The sequence below is a fragment of the Mesorhizobium sp. M0293 genome (assembly GCF_040321735.1).
GTDB lineage: Bacteria > Pseudomonadota > Alphaproteobacteria > Rhizobiales > Rhizobiaceae > Mesorhizobium.
This window is the reverse complement of the sequence record NZ_JAMYSA010000004.1, coordinates 119477-136298: the sequence shown is the minus strand read 5'-3', so window position 1 is coordinate 136298 and position 16822 is coordinate 119477. Positions and strand designations below refer to the sequence as shown.

General features: G+C 61.2%; 13 protein-coding genes and 1 tRNA gene. 4 read left to right on the top strand and 10 right to left on the bottom strand.

The genetic code is table 11. The features are described from left to right. Positions 1-141: 141 nt before the first annotated feature. Together NKJ06_RS03240 and NKJ06_RS03235 are read right to left on the bottom strand one after the other, a co-directional pair. Positions 142-2226 carry an ABC transporter substrate-binding protein gene (locus NKJ06_RS03240; protein ID WP_352628433.1) on the bottom strand — a complete coding sequence of 695 codons (2085 nt, stop codon included), beginning with the start codon at positions 2224-2226 and terminating at the stop codon, positions 142-144. 118 nt (positions 2227-2344) lie between these two features. After that, a complete protein-coding gene (locus NKJ06_RS03235) occupies positions 2345-3811 on the bottom strand; it encodes an alpha-glucosidase/alpha-galactosidase (protein ID WP_352628435.1) in 1467 nt (488 codons plus the stop codon). Between the two features lie 75 nt (positions 3812-3886). On the opposite strand from NKJ06_RS03235, the gene NKJ06_RS03230 reads away from it, so the two are divergent. Then, positions 3887-4933: an AraC family transcriptional regulator gene (locus NKJ06_RS03230; protein WP_352628437.1), complete on the top strand. Its 1047-nt coding sequence runs from the start codon at positions 3887-3889 to the stop codon at positions 4931-4933. Between the two features lie 28 nt (positions 4934-4961). On the opposite strand, the gene NKJ06_RS03225 is transcribed toward NKJ06_RS03230, so the two are convergent. From NKJ06_RS03225 to NKJ06_RS03205, 5 genes are all read right to left on the bottom strand, one after another. After that, positions 4962-6989 carry an aldo/keto reductase gene (locus NKJ06_RS03225; protein WP_352628438.1) on the bottom strand — a complete coding sequence of 676 codons (2028 nt, stop codon included), beginning with the start codon at positions 6987-6989 and terminating at the stop codon, positions 4962-4964. A gap of 35 nt (positions 6990-7024) precedes the next feature. Next, positions 7025-8104, bottom strand: a complete 1080-nt coding sequence (locus tag NKJ06_RS03220) for an ABC transporter ATP-binding protein (protein ID WP_352628440.1) — start codon at positions 8102-8104, stop codon at positions 7025-7027. Between the two features lie 8 nt (positions 8105-8112). Continuing rightward, entirely contained in the window at positions 8113-8949 is an 837-nt protein-coding gene (locus tag NKJ06_RS03215; RefSeq protein ID WP_352809074.1) for a carbohydrate ABC transporter permease, read from the bottom strand. Then, positions 8946-9806 (bottom strand): carbohydrate ABC transporter permease, encoded by an 861-nt coding sequence (locus tag NKJ06_RS03210; protein ID WP_352628444.1) that lies wholly within the window; start codon positions 9804-9806, stop codon positions 8946-8948. The genes NKJ06_RS03215 and NKJ06_RS03210 overlap by 4 nt, the downstream gene beginning before the upstream one ends. Before the next feature lie 102 nt (positions 9807-9908). Beyond that, on the bottom strand, positions 9909-11180 hold the full coding sequence (locus NKJ06_RS03205; protein WP_352628445.1) for an ABC transporter substrate-binding protein: 1272 nt from the start codon (positions 11178-11180) through the stop codon (positions 9909-9911). Positions 11181-11286: 106 nt separating this feature from the next. Here NKJ06_RS03205 and NKJ06_RS03200 point away from each other — a divergent pair, with 106 nt between their 5' ends. The 3 genes from NKJ06_RS03200 to NKJ06_RS03190 all read left to right on the top strand — a co-directional run bounded on the left by NKJ06_RS03200 (position 11287) and on the right by NKJ06_RS03190 (position 14085). Next, positions 11287-12159: a helix-turn-helix domain-containing protein gene (locus tag NKJ06_RS03200; RefSeq protein WP_352628447.1), complete on the top strand. Its 873-nt coding sequence runs from the start codon at positions 11287-11289 to the stop codon at positions 12157-12159. A 327-nt stretch (positions 12160-12486) separates the two neighbouring features. After that, a tRNA-Phe gene (locus NKJ06_RS03195) sits at positions 12487-12562 on the top strand. A 212-nt stretch (positions 12563-12774) separates the two neighbouring features. Then, complete coding sequence (locus NKJ06_RS03190; protein WP_352809070.1) at positions 12775-14085, top strand: tyrosine-type recombinase/integrase; 1311 nt, start codon at positions 12775-12777, stop codon at positions 14083-14085. Positions 14086-14344: 259 nt separating this feature from the next. Here the strand turns inward: NKJ06_RS03190 and NKJ06_RS03185 are convergent, their stop codons facing one another. The 3 genes from NKJ06_RS03185 to NKJ06_RS03175 form a co-directional block, all read right to left on the bottom strand. Continuing rightward, positions 14345-15661: a type II toxin-antitoxin system HipA family toxin gene (locus tag NKJ06_RS03185; protein WP_352809068.1), complete on the bottom strand. Its 1317-nt coding sequence runs from the start codon at positions 15659-15661 to the stop codon at positions 14345-14347. 6 nt (positions 15662-15667) lie between these two features. After that, positions 15668-15964 carry a helix-turn-helix domain-containing protein gene (locus tag NKJ06_RS03180; protein WP_352576291.1) on the bottom strand — a complete coding sequence of 99 codons (297 nt, stop codon included), beginning with the start codon at positions 15962-15964 and terminating at the stop codon, positions 15668-15670. Between the two features lie 303 nt (positions 15965-16267). Further along, the gene (locus NKJ06_RS03175) at positions 16268-16729 is read right to left on the bottom strand and encodes a very short patch repair endonuclease (protein WP_352794734.1); all 462 of its coding nucleotides are present in this window, start codon (positions 16727-16729) and stop codon (positions 16268-16270) included. Positions 16730-16822: the final 93 nt, after the last annotated feature.

The following is a 16822-nucleotide window of genomic DNA, read 5'->3' as shown; positions in this document are numbered from 1 at the left end:
GTCTGTGCGCTCCCCACCCCCCCCCCGCTGCGGGGCGGTTTTGGGCCCGCGGGGGGGGGTGGGGGGGGGGGGGGGTTGTTTGTTTGGGGGGGCCGCCCCCCCGCCGCGCGGCCCCAATTCTCTCGGTCAGGGGAGGTAAACCTAATTCATCGGACCTTTTTCTCCGGGCTTGCCGGGCAGCTCCTCAGGGAACAATTCGTATTTCGCCTGCTTGTCGGCCGCGACAAAGACGCGTTCACGGATGATCGAGTCCTCGGCCCAGTTGAACATGAAGATCGGCGTGCCCTGCGGAACGTTCGAGAAACGCTTGTTGACGATCAGCGCACCAGGATATTCCGTCAGACCGACATTGTAGACGTGTTCCGTCGAGATCTTCTGAAACTGTTTCATCAGGCTGGCGCGCTGGTCATTGTCCTGCGTCGAGACGAACTTGTTGACGATGTCGACGAGGTCCTTTTCGAAAGGCATCAAATCGACCTCACCGTTTTCCGGCGCGCGATGGTCCCAGCTGGTGCGCGGACCGACCGGGGCGAGCTGCTCGGTGTTCTGCACCACCGAGGTCAGTTCCTGGTCGTTGCGCCGGACCAGCCAGTCGAAGCGGCCGGAATATTGCGAAGCGTCGCGCTGAGTACCGTTGAGCCCGTTGAGCACGACCCGAATTCCAAGCTTTTCCATCTGGGCGACGACGCCTTCGGCAAGGCTCTTGTCGGTGGTATAGTCATTGTTGACCAGCATCACGATCTCGACATTCTTGCCGCCGGCGGTGCCAGCCGGGAAGTTCACGAACCCATCGCCGTCCGTATCCTTGAGGCCGGCCTTGGCGAGTTCGACCTTGGCGCCCTCGAGGTCGAAGGGGTAGTAGACGGTCGAATCGCGGTCATAGAAGCTGGTGCCCGACGACAGGCCGCCGGGATAGATGGCGGTGAACGGCCCCTTGACCAGCGAGTCGCCGAGCGCCTTGCGGTCGAGCGCCATGGTGACGCCCTTGCGGAAGTCCTCGTTGCGGTTCAGCTCGCGGATCGCCTGACCGCGCTCGTCCGGGTTGCCCCAGCCATTGGCGGAAAAGTTCATGCGCAAATTGTAGCCGATGAGTCGCGGGCCAAAGGCCAGCCGGGCCGGCGCATTTGCTTCCGCCGCGCGCTTCAGCGAGGCGACAAAGTTCTCCGGCTGCTCCAGATTGGAGAAGTCGGCCGAGCCGGCGACCGCCTGGACGTCGCGATCGGCCCAGGTCGACAGCTTGTACTGCAGCTCGTTGAGGTAAGGCAGCTGGTTGCCCTTCTCGTCGACTTTCCAATAATAGGGGTTGCGACGCAGGACGATGATATCGTCAGGCCGGTATTCGACGGGCACCCAGGCGCCCATGACTGGCAGATTCATATATTCCGGCGGGAAGGCGTTCTTGAACTGGTCGTAGGTGTTCTTCGAATATTTCGGATGCTGCGGCTTCAGGATATGCGCGGGGCCGGGACAGAACGTACCGTAGGCCATCGCGTAGAGATATTGTTTCGGAAACGCCTCCTTGAAGGTCCACTCGACGGTGTAGTCGTCGATCTTCTTCAGCGTCGTGCCGACACCGAAGGTTTCAGGCGTCGCTCCGTTCAGCGGCGAGACGTTCGGGTCGACGACCTCGTCGTCCCAGTAGAACATGACGTCGTCGGCATTGAAGGCAACGCCATCCGACCATTTGGCGCCCTCGACCAGGTGCATGGTCAGCTTGTGGCCGTCCTTCGACCAGTCCCAGTTCCTGGCCAGGTTCGGCAGCGGCTCGGTGTCCTTCGCCTCGACCTGGAACAGCGGCGCGGTGCGCGTCAGGCATTCGGAAAGGCCGATATCGATGCCGCCCCAGCCTTGGGTCTGGCCGGCGCCGTAGTTCCAGCCTTCCGGCCGGCCGCCGATGACATGGCGCATCGTATCGCCGTAGACGCCGATGCCGTCCTGCATGTTGCCCGTCTTGAAGACCAGCGGTTCTTTCGGCAGCCGGTCCTTGAGCGGCGGCAGCTTGCCGGTCTTGACGTATTTATCGGTGACCCAGTCGGGCTCGTGATATTCGGGCAGCGCCTTGAACTCCAGAATGGAGTCACGCGCGACATAGTTGATCTTGCCCTCGGCGGGGAACGGCGTTGGTGCCGGTGGAACCGTCGGCTCGGAAGCGTATGCATTGAGTGCCGAGACCGAGACGCTCAGCGCCAGTCCGGCAGCAAGGCCGATATTGCGTAAATTCCTCACTGTCTCTCTCCCTCTTGTTTATTCGGAGCAGTTTTGCCTGCTCCGCTTCTCCTCGAATTCAAACGGCTTCATGGCAGTGGATCCGCCTCCCGTGGATCCACCATCACCGCATGTGGTTTCAGCCGGCTTGCTTCAGCGCGGCTTTTTCGGCGCGCAATTCCTCGATCGAGCGAACGCTGCGTCGTGCGGCGCCCGCCCACTCGCGGGTCTTCACCTGAGATGTCGACAGTCGCTCTCTGGCGGCCGGAACCGCATGGGCGTATTGCGGCAGCCATGCTGCCTGGGCGACGACCATTTCGTCGACCATCTGCCAGACCTCCTCCGGCGTCGAAACCGCGCCGACCAGCGGGTCATGCAGCACGGCGAGCTTCAACAGATCGATGTCGCCTGATATCGCCGCATGCACCGACATGCGCTGGACGTTGATCGAGGAGATGCAGGTGGCGGCGCAGGCTTCCGGCAGCGTGATGCCGGCAGCCATGTTGATGCCGAAACGGTCGACGAAGCCGGGCGACTCGATGATGGCATCCTGCGGCAGGTTGGTGATCACCCCATCGTTCTTGACATTGAAGTGGCCGCGATAGACGCGGTTCGTCTCCAGCGCCTCCAGTATGTGGCTGGCATGCTCGTTGGAGCGTTTCTCCTGGTCGATCGGCTTTGACGCCGCTTCGAGGAACTGCGGATACTCCGTCTCGAACCAGTTGCGGGTTTCGGTGGAATAACGAAGATAGCCGCCCGTTTCACCGTGGATCCAGTCGGACATGTCGATCCAGCGCGTAATCTCGTCGGGACGTTTGCGATACCAGGGCAGATATTCGGAAAGATGGCCGTTGCTTTCGGTCGAATAGACGCCGAAGCGCTTCAGGACATCGATGCGCAGCTTCTCCTGTTGCGAATAGACCGGATGCGCCTCGAAGGCGGCCACCAATTCATCCTTGCCGATGGGGCGGCCGTTCAGCCGCAGGTCGATGAACCAGGTCTGGTGGTTAATGCCGGAACAGACATAGTCGAGTTCCTGCCTGGACTTCGCGCCGAGGACCTCGGCGATCTGCTCGGCTCCGTGCTGGACCCCGTGGCAGAGCCCGACGGTGTCGACCTTGCCGTATTCGATCGCTGCCCAGGTGTTCATAGCCATCGGGTTGGCGTAGTTCAGGAATTTGACGTTCGTCTCGGCGACCTCGCGGATGTCCTTGCAGAAATCCAGGATCACCGGGATGTTGCGCTGGCCATAGAGAATGCCGCCGGCGCAGATCGTATCGCCGACGCACTGGTCGATGCCGTATTTAAGGGGAATGCGGATATCGTCGGCATAGGCTTCCAGACCGCCGACCCGCACGCAGCTGATGACATAGCGTGCGCCTTCGAGCGCCTTGCGGCGGTCGGTGGTCGCCGTCACCCTGGTCGGCAATCTGTTTGCCTCGACGATCCTGTCGAGGATCGCTTTGATCATCTGGAGATTGTGCTCGCTGACGTCGGTCAGCGCGAATTCGATGTCCTTGAATTCGGGCACGCACAGGATGTCGGTGAACAATTTCTTGGTGAAGCCGACGCTGCCTGCACCGATGATAGCGATTTTGAAACTCATCAGCCGCACCTCATTCCATTCGAATTGCAGGCAAGGAATGACAATGGGAAGTTGTAGCCACATGCCGTGACATGTATGCACGACAAGCCGGAATCCGGCCTGCCAACCTCCCTGTCCGCTCCTCGACTACGGATCTCTCTCGCTTTTCGACGGGGATTATGCGCTTATTCGCGAGCGCGACCAGAGAAGGATTATGCTTTCGAGGGTAATTTTGTGCTGCATGATTTGATAGCCAACGGACAATCCATGCGCACGATCTCGCTGCCGCGCGGTCGCCAGCGCCTGCACGCCATGCCGACGAGCACGGGCTATGAGGTGCGCGAGGACGAGATCTACGATTGGGACGGCCGCAAGCGCGGCCAGACACCGTTCACGGTGCTCCAGCACACGATCAGCGGAGCCGGCCGGCTGCGCTACGAAAACCGCAACTACCGCCTGCAGAAGAACGACACATTGCTGGTGCTGGTGCCGCACAACCACCGCTACTGGCTGGCTGGGGATGAGCGCTGGGAGTATTTCTGGATTTCGATGAACGGCGAGGAAGCGCTGCGCATCCACAAGTCGATCCTCAGCGTCTCTGGTCCTGTATTTCGGCTGCAGCCGGCGACGATCGATCATCTTGCCGATTGCAGCCTGCGCCTGATCAAAGGGGCCGCTTCGCCGGGTGCTGCTTCGGCGATAGCCTACGAGGCTGCGATGGCGCTCTATGACGATGTCTTCGGCTCCCACGCCTTTGCCGAAAAACAGAGCGTCATGCAGCCGGTCATCGATCACATTGGTGCCAATCTCGACAGACCGCTGCCGGTGGCGGACCTGGTCCAGATCAGCGGGCTCAGCCGGGCCCATTTCTCACGCTGTTTCGCTGAGAGCGAAGGCCTGCCGCCCGCCGAATTCGTGCTGCAGCAGCGCCTGCAACGCGCGGCGAAGCTGCTGACCAAGGCGGATTTCCTGCCGGTGAAGGAAGTCGCCATCCTGTGCGGCTTCGAGGACGCGAACTATTTTTCAAAGGTCTTCCGCCGCTGCTACGGCATCACGCCAAGCCAATTCCGCACCACCGGCATGTATGCCAACATGCGAACGCCGGCCAGGCGCGGCGTCAGGGTCTCCAATGACGAGACCTGACGTCGCGCCGTCAAACAAGGCAGCTAAACTAGGCAGCGCGCAGACTGCCGCCATCCAGCCATTCGAGATCGGCCGGTGAAAGCGTGATGTCGAGGGCGAGTAGGCTGTCGTCCAACTCGTCAAGCGTGCGCGGCCCGATCAGTGGGATGGATGGAAAGGGCTGAGCGAGCACATAGGCGAGCGCTATATGGATTGGGCTCTTGCCCAGTCTCGCGGCAAGTTCGATCGCCCGGTCGCGGCGGCCGAAATTCCGCTCCGAGTACCAGACCCGCACCAGTTCCTCATTGTCGTGCTTGTTGCGTCCGGCGCGATCGGTGAAGAAGCCACGCCCCTGGCTCGACCAGGCGAAATTCGGCATCTGCCTGGATGTCAGCCAGGCCTTCCACGCATCCGTGGAGGACGTGACGCAGCCAGCCCAGATCGGCTCCAGCATTTCGGCCAGCGAGAAATTGTTGGACAGCGCGCCGGGCTTTTGCTTGCCGGTGCGTTCGGCATAGGCAATCGCCTCATCCATGCGTTCCATTGTCCAGTTCGAGCCGCCGAACGGGCCGCGGATGCGGCCAGCCTTCACCTCGCGATCCATCGCATCGACGAATTCGCCGACCGGCACATCCGGATTGTCGCGGTGCATGAAATAGACGTCGACGTGGTCGGTTTGCAGGCGGTCGAGCGACTGGTCGAGCTGCTTGCCGATCACGTCGGGGTAGCAGAGCGGTGAATGCGCGCCCTTGGCGATGACCACCGATTGCGCGCGCACGCCGCGGTTTTTCAACCACTCGCCAAGCAGCTTCTCGGTATAGCCGGCGCCGTAGACATAACCGGTATCGAAGAGATTGCCGCCAGCCTCGAAAAAGGCGTCGAGCAGGATCGAGCCTGAGGAAAACGTACGGAAATCCTCGAAGCCGAGCGCCACCACCGATGCCGGCTTCGACAGGCCAGGGATCATGCGCTTGGCGATCGCCGTCCCACCCGATAGCAAAGGCCGGCCGGAGATGGTGTTGATGCGTTGCTGGGCCTTCTCGATCCCGTATTCGAGGCCGGCTGCCGCCCGCCATCTGTCCAGCACACGCAAGGTGCCGAGGCTTTCCGCCCAGGCCATGCCCGGCCAGGCGAATTCCTGCCGTCCGGCGCGGATGGCCTCACCGGCTGCGTCGACCTCGAAGGAATAGACATGGCGCTTCTCGTTGACGCTGATGGTCTCGCGCGTGCCGTCGGATGCAAAGACGTCGATCTGGCCGAGACCAACGTCGCGGTTGCCGCCGGCGAACCAGAAGTCCGGCACCTCGATGCGGCCTTTGGTGCCGAGGATGCGCAGAACATTGTCCTGGTTAAGCGAGATGCTGCAGGAGACTTCGGCGACAATGCCACCCGGGAAATGCAGCAGCGCCGAGGCCCATTCGTCGACGCCGGACTGGCCAAGATGGGCAGTACCGACCACCTTGTCAGGCTCGGCGAAGGATTTTCCGGCTGCGGCGCCGGCAATCAGCCGCACCATCGAGACGGGATAGCCGCCGACGTCAAGAATGCCGCCGCCGGCGAGATCGTTGGCGTAGAGCCGGTGCTCCGGCATGAAGCGCGGCATCGCAAAACCAAAGCTCGACTTGATCATCCTGATCTCGCCGATGACGCCCGATCTGATCAGTTCCACCAGCTTCAGCGTCTGCGGATGCAGCCGGTACATGAAGGCTTCGCCGAGAAACGTGCCGGCCTTGCGCGCGGCATGCATCATGGCGTCGGCCTCGAAGGCGGTCAGCGCTAGCGGCTTTTCGCACAGCACATGCTTTCCGGCCTCGGTCGCCTTGATCGCCCATTGCGCATGGCCGGGATGCGGTATCGAAATGTAGACCGCGTCGACGTCGGGATCGGCGAGCAAGGCATCGTAGCCGTCGAGGATGCGGGCGCCGGGAAAACTCTCAGCGAGGCCAGGCTTGGCGGGATTGCGGGCACCGATGGCGACCAGCTTTCCGGTGCGCGAATCGGCCACGCCGCCGGCAAAGGACTGGGCGATGCTGCCCGGACCGAGAATGCCCCAGCGAATGGGCGTGGTTGCAGTCATTGTCATTCTCCTTGGAGGCTGGAAAGGACGGCCGGTCAGCGCAGCCGCAGTCCTTTTTCATCGAACAGGTAGGATTTGCGGATGGAAACGGTGATTTCGGACGTATCGGGAACCTTTGCCGCGTCGCGCTGGATCACCACGTCTTCACCATTGGCCGTTCTGGTGTAGAGGAAGCTCGTGCCGCCGAGGTGCTCGACCACGTCGATGCCGACGACGAGGTCGGCGCCCCCTTCTCCCGCACTGCCGAAATGTTCAGGCCGCACGCCGACGATGACCTTGCTCCCCGTTTCGGGCATGGCGCCTGTCAGCGGCTGGGTGAAACGGGTCTTCTCCTGGCCCGCCAGTTCGACGATCACGCCACGCGCATCGTGCCCGACAATATGAGCCTTGATGAAGTTCATCTTCGGCGAGCCGACAAAGCCCGCCACGAACTGATTGTCGGGATTGTCATAGAGATCGAGCGGCCGGCCGATCTGCTCGATATGGCCGGCGCGCATCACGACGATCCTGTCGGCGAGCGTCATCGCCTCGGTCTGGTCGTGCGTGACATAGATCATGGTGGCGCCGAGTTCCTTGTGCAGCCGAGAGATCTCGACCCGCATCTGGACGCGCAGTTCGGCGTCGAGATTAGAGAGCGGCTCGTCGAACAGGAAGACCTGCGGCTCGCGCACGATGGCGCGACCTATGGCGACGCGCTGGCGCTGGCCGCCGGAGAGTTTTTTCGGGCGCCTGTCCATCAATTCGCTGATGCGCAGGATCTCGGCCGCCCGCTTCACCCGCCGATCGGTGTCGGCTTTCGGGTTACCGGTCATGCGCAGCCCGAAGCTCAGATTCTGTTCGACGCTCATGTGCGGATAGAGCGCATAGGACTGGAACACCATGGCGATGCCGCGGTCCGCCGGCTCGACATCGTTCACAACCTTGCCGCCGATGGCGATCTCGCCGTCGCTGATATCCTCGAGCCCGGCGATCATTCTGAGCAGCGTGGACTTGCCGCAGCCGGAGGGGCCAACGAAGACGACGAATTCGCCGTCCTTGATGTCGATACTGGCGCCATGGACGACCTCGAAGACGCCGAAGCGCTTGACGACATTGTTCAGCGTAACCGTTGCCATTCTGCCCCTTACTTGACCGCGCCTGCGGCGATGCCGGCGATGAAATGGCGCTGCAGCAGCACGAAGACGACGAGCATCGGTACCGTCAGCATCACCGCGCCCGCCATGATGCCGCCCCATGACACCTTGGTGAGGCCGATCAGCGTGCCGAGTGCAACCGGCGCCGTCATCGAACCGGGCTGGCTGTTGATCAAAAGCGGCCACAGATAATTGTTCCAGGAGGCGAGGAACAGGATGATGGCGAGCGCTGCCAGCATCGGCCGCGCCAAGGGCAGCGCGACGAAAAGGAAGATGCGCCATTCCTTCACGCCTTCGACGCGCGCCGCATCGAAGAGGGCGGCCGGCATCATCGAAAAACTCTGCCGCATGAACAGCACGCCGAGCGAATTGAACAGCGGCGGCACGATCAGCGCCACCCAGGTGTTGGCGAGCTTGAAGTCGCGCGCCACCATAATGAATTGCGGGATCAGCACGACCGCATAAGGAAGCGTGATGGTGCCGAGGATGATGGCGACAACCGCGCCCTTGCCGAAGAACTGGTAGCGCGCCAGCGCCCAGCCGGCCATCGACGTCAGCAGCACCGACAGGAATGTGTAGGTCACCGCCACCGATACCGAGATGCCGATGGCGCCGACGAAGTTGGTGTCCCGCTGCAGATTGTTGAAATTGTCGATGAAATTGCCGTGCGGCAACATCTCGATGCCGGGGCTGAAGATGCCGTTGTCCGGCATGGTCGAGAACACCACCATCATCCACAGCGGAAACAGCCAGATCAGCGCCAGCGGCGTCAGGAACAAATGCAGCGCGATGCTGCGTCCCAGCCTGGCGGAGGAGCGCGAACTCATTTCGGTTCCCTCGTCAGCCACAGCTGCACCAGCGTGATGGCGATCGCCAGACCGGCCATGGTGTAGGCAACGGCCGACGCGTAGCCGAAATTGAGCGACCGAAAACCCTGGCGGTAAAGCAGCAGGCCAAGCGTCTCAGTGCCGCCGCCCGGTCCGCCGCGCTCGGTGATCAGGAACGGCTCGGTGAACAGCTGCATGGTGCCGATGATCGACAGCACGAGGCAAAACACGATGACCGGCTTGAGCAACGGCAGGGTGATGTAGAAGAACTGCTTGAGCTTGCTGACGCGGTCGAGCGTCGCCGCCTCGTAGACATCCTCGGGAATGGACTGCATGCCGGCGAGCAGGATGATGGCGTTGTAGCCGGCCCAGCGCCAGGTCACCGCGATCATGATCAGCGCCATCGCCGGCGTGACGTTGGAGAACCAGTCGATCTTAGGCAGGCCGACGCTGTTCAGGAGCTTGTTTATGATGCCGAAATCGAGGTTGAACATCAGCCGGAACACCGCCGAATAGGCGACCTCGCCGACCACCACGGGGGCGAAGAAGGCAAAGCGGTAGAGGCCGCGCGCCTTCAAGAGCGGCGAGTTCAACAGCACCGCCATGACCAGCGCCAGCGAGATCATCACCGGCACCTGGATGACAAGGATGAGCAGCGTGTTCTTAAGCGCGTTGAAGAAGGCCGGGTCGCCGATCAACCGGCCCCAGTTGAAGCCGGGCGCGAACCGCCACGGCACGGTGCGCGTCGCCTGGAAGGAGATCATGAAGGAGCTGATGATCGGCCACACCCAGAAGACCGCAAAGATCAGCAGATAGGGCGCGAGGAAGCGATACGCCGTGGCATTCTGATGGCGCATTGCTGCCTCCTTTCCGCGTTCAAGGGTGGCGCGCCCTGCTGAAACGCGCGGCGCGTTCGGTCGCGGGGCAGCATCATGCCGCCCGCGACCATCACGTCCAGATCAAGATTTGACGGGCAATCCGGTCGCCGCGGCGATCTGGCTTGCGGCGTCGTCGAGCGCTGCCTTGGCATCGGGATAGCCGCCGGCCAGGTATTTGGTCTGCACGGCGCGGACGATGATTTCGGCATCGCTCTGGAACGGTGTGCCGCGGCTCGGAACAACTTTCGGCAAGGTGCCGAGGATGTCCTTCCACACCGCCTGGCCGCCCCAATAGGGCAGGCCTTCCGAGACATAGGGGTCATTGAGGGCCGACACCAGCGACGGCACCAGGCCGAACTCTTTCAGCATCGTGATCTGGCCCTCATTGGTTCCTAGCGTGTACTTGAGATAGGCGTAGGCAGCCTCCTTGTTCTTGGACGCTGATGTGATGGCCAGCGAGGACCCGCCGAGATTGGCGGCACGCGGACCGTCGGCGGTGAGGCTCGGCATCAGATAGACGCCCCATTTGCCGTTTTCACCGGCCGATTCCGTGCGGATGGTGCCTTCATACCAGCCGCCATAGATCTGGGTGGCGACGGTGCCGGCAGTGTTGTTCGTGATCTTGGTACCCCAGTCGGCCGACGAGATGATGCCGGCGTCCTTCATCTCCTTGACCTTGGTCATGGCGTCGACGCATTTGGGCTGGTTGACCGTGATAGACTGCCCGTCGGCGGAGAAATAGGCACAGCCTTGTTCGTTGGCGATCATGCGGAAGAATTCCGAGTCGCCGTTGAAATCGGCGTTGGTCATGGTGACGCCCGGATTGGCGGCCTGGATCTTCTTGCCTGCGGCGATGAAATCATCCCAGGTCTTGATCGACGCCGGATCGACGCCAGCCTTTTCGTAGAAATCGCGGCGATAGAACGCGGCGACCGGGCCCGAATCCCACGGCATCGAGTAGGCCTTGTCGCCGACTTCGAGTTCGGTGCGTTTGAAGTCGGGGAATTTCGCCTGGTCCTCGGCAGTGTAGCCCAGCGTATGCAGATCGACGAAGCAGTCGGGGAACTGGCTCCAGTAATTCTCGGCCTCACCATTCTCGATGGTGACGATGTCGGGCAGGCCGACGCCGCCGGCGGCGCAGCCGGCGATCGACTTGTCGTAGGTCGGTTGGTTGCCGAGATCCTGGACCGTGACCTTGACGTCGGGAAATTGCTTGTTGAAGCCGGCAATGGTCGCCTTCAGCGATGAAGCCGCGACATTCCAGCTCCAGATGGTGATTTCGCCGGATTGCGCGAAGGCCGGGGCAGAGCCCAGGGCAAGCACGAGCGCGGCGCAGGTCATTGTGATGCGCATAGAAATCCTCCCATTTCATTTGCTCTCTCACTGTGAGCATGCCTAGACTATGCAGTGGGCAGGGCCTGTCGCCGTCAAAGGGAATATGAAATTGGCGGAAAGTAAGATGCCGGAACGTCCGTTTTATCAGCCTGGCGCCAGCAGCGTGGAAGGCCTGCCGCTGGCCTTGCAGATGTTTCACAACCATCCGCTCGTGATGCTCAAGCCGCATTGGCATGCCCAGGTCGAGGTCAATTTCATTGTGCGCGGCAGCGTGCATTACCGCATGAACGAACATGAGATCGCACTGTCGGCAGGCGACATGTGCCTGTTCTGGGGCGGTCTGCCGCACCAGATGGACGATCTCTCGGACGACGCCATCTATGCCGGAGCGCATCTGCCGCTGGTGCATTTCTTTCGCCTGCATTTGCCGACGGATGTCCGCCATCGGCTGATGACGGGCGCCACGCTGGTGACCGGCGCGACCGATCCGGCGGACCACCACAATTTCGAGCGCTGGAATCGCTACTTCCGCTCGGGCGATCCGGCCATGATCGAGCATGCCGTGAACGAGTTGCTGCTCAGACTGGAGCGGGTGCGGTTCGAGCCCTACCGGCTGGTGCCGGAAACCGCACCCGGGCAGGAAACCGGCAGCCCCTTCGACCAGCAATCGTCGCGCAATGTCGGGCGCATGTGCGATTTCATCGCCGAGAATTTCCTCTACGACATCGACTGCGTGAACATAGCGGCCGCCGCCGACATCCATCCCAAATACGCCATGAACCTGTTCAAGAAATCGACCGGCATGACGCTCAACGAATATGTCAACCTGCTGCGGCTGAGCTATGCGCAAGCGCTCTTGATGCACCAGGACGCCAATGTGCTGCGCGTCGCCATGGACTCGGGCTTCGGCTCGCTCAGCGCCTTCAACAAGTCGTTCCGCAAACTGGCCGGCATGTCGCCCTCCGATTTTCGCAGAGGCGTGACCGGCGCCAGATAGATAGCGGCGACCAGCGGCGCGCCTGGTGCCGCGAAAGCAGTGCTGCGCCTCGGTCGCTGGCTAAAAGACGCGTCACGGCATGTCAGCCCCCCAATAACGGCGCGGGCAAGGGTGACGAAGGCCGGATCGTGCCATGCTGTGCGCCATTGCGGCCATGCGAGCGGCATGGAAACCGGGGCACTGCACAGCATCGCTTTTCCTGTCTGAAATCGCCACCTAGGCGCTGGACAGGCCGAATTCCCGTGCTATAACCCACGCGCTTTCAAGGGGCGCCCCCACGGCGCCTCGATGAAATCCGGTCAACGAGTTTTCGTTTTGCCGGAACAGGCCCAGATAGCTCAGTTGGTAGAGCAGCGGACTGAAAATCCGCGTGTCGGTGGTTCGAATCCGCCTCTGGGCACCATCCCCTCTTCTCCCGACACTCCCTTTCGCCGAACCTTTTACGCTGCAATTTCTGCAAGCGACTGGAATTGTTGATCTTTTGCGGTCGCCTTGCGCAATTTAGCGGGACAGGGAGCGCTTCGGGCGCATTTGGTCCAACGAGGCGGGGGGATGGTATTTCCGTTGGTATTCGACATCCTGATGGTATCTAAACAGCCAAGGGAGACCTGACGAATGCCCCTCTCCGACGTGAAATGTCGAAACGCCCGCCCTGCTTCCAAACTCGTGAAATTATCTGACGGAGGCGGGCTGCAGCTATGGGTACAGCCCACGGGCTCTCGCCTCTGGCGGGTCGCCTACCGCTTTGAGGGCAAGCAGAAACTGCTCGCGCTGGGCAGCTATCCCCTTATCTCTCTCGCCGAGGCACGGGAGGCGCGCGATGATGCTAAAAGGCTCCTGCTAGCTGGCGTCGACCCTGGAAAGGAACGCAGCTTGCGGAAGGCCGATTCGGCTAAGGACTCCTTTCGCTCAATCGCGGACGAATATGTCGACAAGCTAAAGAAGGAGGGACGTGCCGACCGGACGATCAGCAAGGTCAAATGGCTGCTCGACTTTGCCTATCCGATTATCGGCGATAAGTGCATTCGGGAGATCGATACGGCCACCATCCTTGCCGCCCTCCGTCGCGTTGAGGTTCGCGGTCGATACGAGTCGGCCAGGCGACTGCGCTCCACCATCGGCAGCGTGTTTCGATACGCAATCGCCACCGCACGCGCCGAGACAGATCCGACCTTCGCCCTCAGAGGCGCACTCATCAGTCCGACGGTAACGCCTCGCGCCGCGATTACCGATCAGAAGGCCTTGGGCGGTTTGCTGAGGGCGATCCATGCATTTGACGGACAGCCTACAACCCGAGCCGGTCTGAAGTTGATGGCTCTGATGTTTCCCCGCCCCGGCGAGCTTCGCTCCGCTGAATGGGAAGAGTTCGATTTTGAAAGCTCGGTATGGACCATCCCTGAAGCACGCATGAAAATGCGACGTCCGCACCGCACACCCCTGTCAAAGCAGGCGATCAGCGTCCTGACTTCACTGAGAGAAATCTCTGGTGATGGATCGCTGCTGTTTCCTAGTGTTCGATCGGCTTCGCGTCCGATTTCCGACAATACCCTTAACGCCGCACTGCGTCGTATGGGTTACAGCAAGGAAGAAGCTACCGCGCATGGTTTTCGAGCAACGGCATCAACTCTGCTGAACGAATGCGGCAAGTGGCATCCGGACGCGATAGAGCGGCAGCTGGCCCACATCGAGAACAACGACGTTCGGCGCGCCTACGCCCGGGCAGAGCACTGGGACGAGCGCGTCGAGATGATGCAGTGGTGGGCCGATTATCTGGATGAACTCAAGAGCAAAAACCTGCGGGTGATCTCAATCGAGGGACGCCGCAAGCCTGCTGTCCACACACCAACGCGACCATCCACTTTGAACCCAACAGCCGCCGTTCATCAAACGCCGATACAAACCTCCAACCGGCGGAAATCATACTGACCGTCGAAAAACGCCACAACTCGACGCCAAATCGTAGGCCCGCATTGTCAGATTTTCCGGAGAGAAAGTTGACAGCGTTCGGCGGGAAGCTGCCGTTCTGCAGCCCCATTTCCGTCATTCAAGCTGCCGATGGCCGGTTCCGAAACCGGCCATCTACCCGGCCCGGGGCCGCGCGCTATTAGAGCGAGAATCCCGTGGGCAGTGTGCGGTCCGTCCATTTCGCCGGCATAGTCCGTGGATCCGCTATCCCCGCCCGACTTTAACCTCCACAACCTTCCTCTCCATAGATCCGGGACAAGCCCTTGATGCGCGTCGCGATCGCGTCGACGAGGCGACAAACGATCTCATGGATGATCCCCTCCTGGCGAAGCTCTTGGGCGCACTCCGATGCCATATCGGGCATCACCGCGAGCTGATGGCGGATGGTCCGCACCGTGTACTCGCCGCCAACCTTTGCTGAGGACGCACAGCGCCCCCAGTGGCGCGGCATGATCTCCTCGATGGGATAGACTCTGTCGATCTTCATCGCCAGTTTAAGGTCGCGCATCTCAGATTGGATCTCTCCCCCGAGGTGCGGCAGAATGGAGGAGATGTCGTAGAGCGGAGCTAGGCGGGCCTCGCCCTGGGCACCGAGCAGTATCGAGTAGTTCTTTGCATGCGCGTCCGTGCCGACGATGATCCAGTTGAAGACGTTCGCGGCCATGAAGATCTGACGGTCTTGGACGGGGTCGAGGGAGGCCGACAGCACCCTTCTGGAGATCGTCGTGATACCTGGCCCACCCTGGTTCTCGTACTTGAGCGTCGGCATCACCGACAGGGCCTGGCACATGTCCTCCTGATGGATGCGGATGGTCTTGCCCTCGATGTTGCGGCGGTCGTAGCGCTCGATAACGATCGCCTTTTCGCCTGCGAAGTCGAGAACCTGGCTATGTGCAGCGTCCATGCCGAGCTTGGATGCAAGCTGCAGGCAGAAATGCTCGTTCTCGGTATGCCCGTGCAAGTGCGGCAAAGGCGGCTTGAAGATGTGTGTCGTGGGTGTGTCGCCTAGAGGGATCCCCCAGCGATTGCTGCCCTTGTCGAAATGGAACGCCGTCTTTGCCTGCGCACCAGCGAGACTGAACTGACCAGGATCGCCAATTCGCCGGGTCGCTGCACCATCCTTGCGCAGGTCGCGCAGGCGGTCGCCGATCTGCGCCTCGGTGAGCAACTCCACGTTCTCGCCGCGGGAAACCTGGTCGCCACGAGGAAGGAACTGGACGGCGCCGGCGCAGTCGCGGCCGACATTCTTGAGCAGGGCAAACGGGTTTCGCGCGGAGACCTGGAACCTCTGCGCCCATCTGGCGAGGGTCTGCTCATTATCCGGCAGCAGACCCCAGAGGAATGCCTCGACGACCTTGCCCTCGTATGTCCTGGTGATCGTCGGCATGGACAGGGAGAGCGGGATCGCCACCCGGCCCTCCATCCATGCCTCGTGATAGGAGAACGAAAGCTTGCCGCCCTGCAGGTGGTGGAGCCACCCAACCAGTCTGCCAGCGATATAGACGTCGAGGGTGTCGATGGGGTTCACCATGATCATCGTCACCTAGAGCTTGTAGGGAATCTCGTCGTCGTCATCGTCGACATGCCGTTCATCGGCATTATGATGATGATCAGCAGCCGACGTCGGCGCCGGCGGGATCTGAAAGTCCAGCTCCACACCAAGCGTGGTCAGCGCCAGCAGCACGTTGCCGATCTCGGCGCTGGGCTTGCCGTTCTCGATCCACGACACCCACGTCTGCGTGGTGTTGATCATCTTGGCCAAGGCAGCCTGGGACAGGCCGCGCCGGGTGCGGGCCTCCTTGATCAGGATACCAATGTCGCGAGCTGTTCTGATCTTCATGGCCTATATGATTTTTCTGCCTGAGCTAGCCCGATATAGGACCCTATATGACGGGTGTCAATATACGCTGGTATATCAATTTACCGCTATATATAGGTTGCCATATCGGCAGTCCCCATATACGAGCCGATATAAACTGCGCCATGCAAACATTTTCGGCATGTGCGATCAAACCTTTCGACACGGTACCATCGAGAATGACCGCGCGCTGGTCGAGAACTGGAACGACGTTGTTGGGCCGGGAGCGGACCGTCCCCATTTGGAGGAGATCGCAACAAGCTGTCGTTAGGCAGCTGACTCTGATCAGAGGCGAGCGCTTTCACTACCAATCTCGAGCAGGTCTTCACAATCATGTAGCCAAGCTGACAATGTCGCGACAGAAACTTCAACATCTGCAGCTGTCCTGAGGGCGCACTCCCAGACGATGGCGACCCGCCACTCCATTTCCCGGAGCACGGTGACCGCTGCAGCATCACGACGCACATTTTTGGCAAATTTCTCCTGCCAGAATTCGGGACGTGTCGCGGGCATGGTCGCATAACGGCATCCGGGGTGGCGATGCCAGAAGCAGCCATGAACAAAGATGGCGGCGCGAAAGCGAGGCAGGACGACGTCTGGATTGCCCGGCAATTCCTTCGCGTGGATTCGGAATCGCAGCCCTCGTGCATGCAGCGCGGCACGCAGGCGACGCTCCGGCCGCGTGTTCCTGCCGCCGATTCCCGCCATCATGCGCGACCTTGTATCGTTGTCGACGATATCGATCATTTGACGCCTGGATTTATTGAGGCCGCCTACCGGGCTTGGGACAACTTCACAAAGCAGCCCTAAACCATTACCTCAAGGGCTGCAGAATGGGCC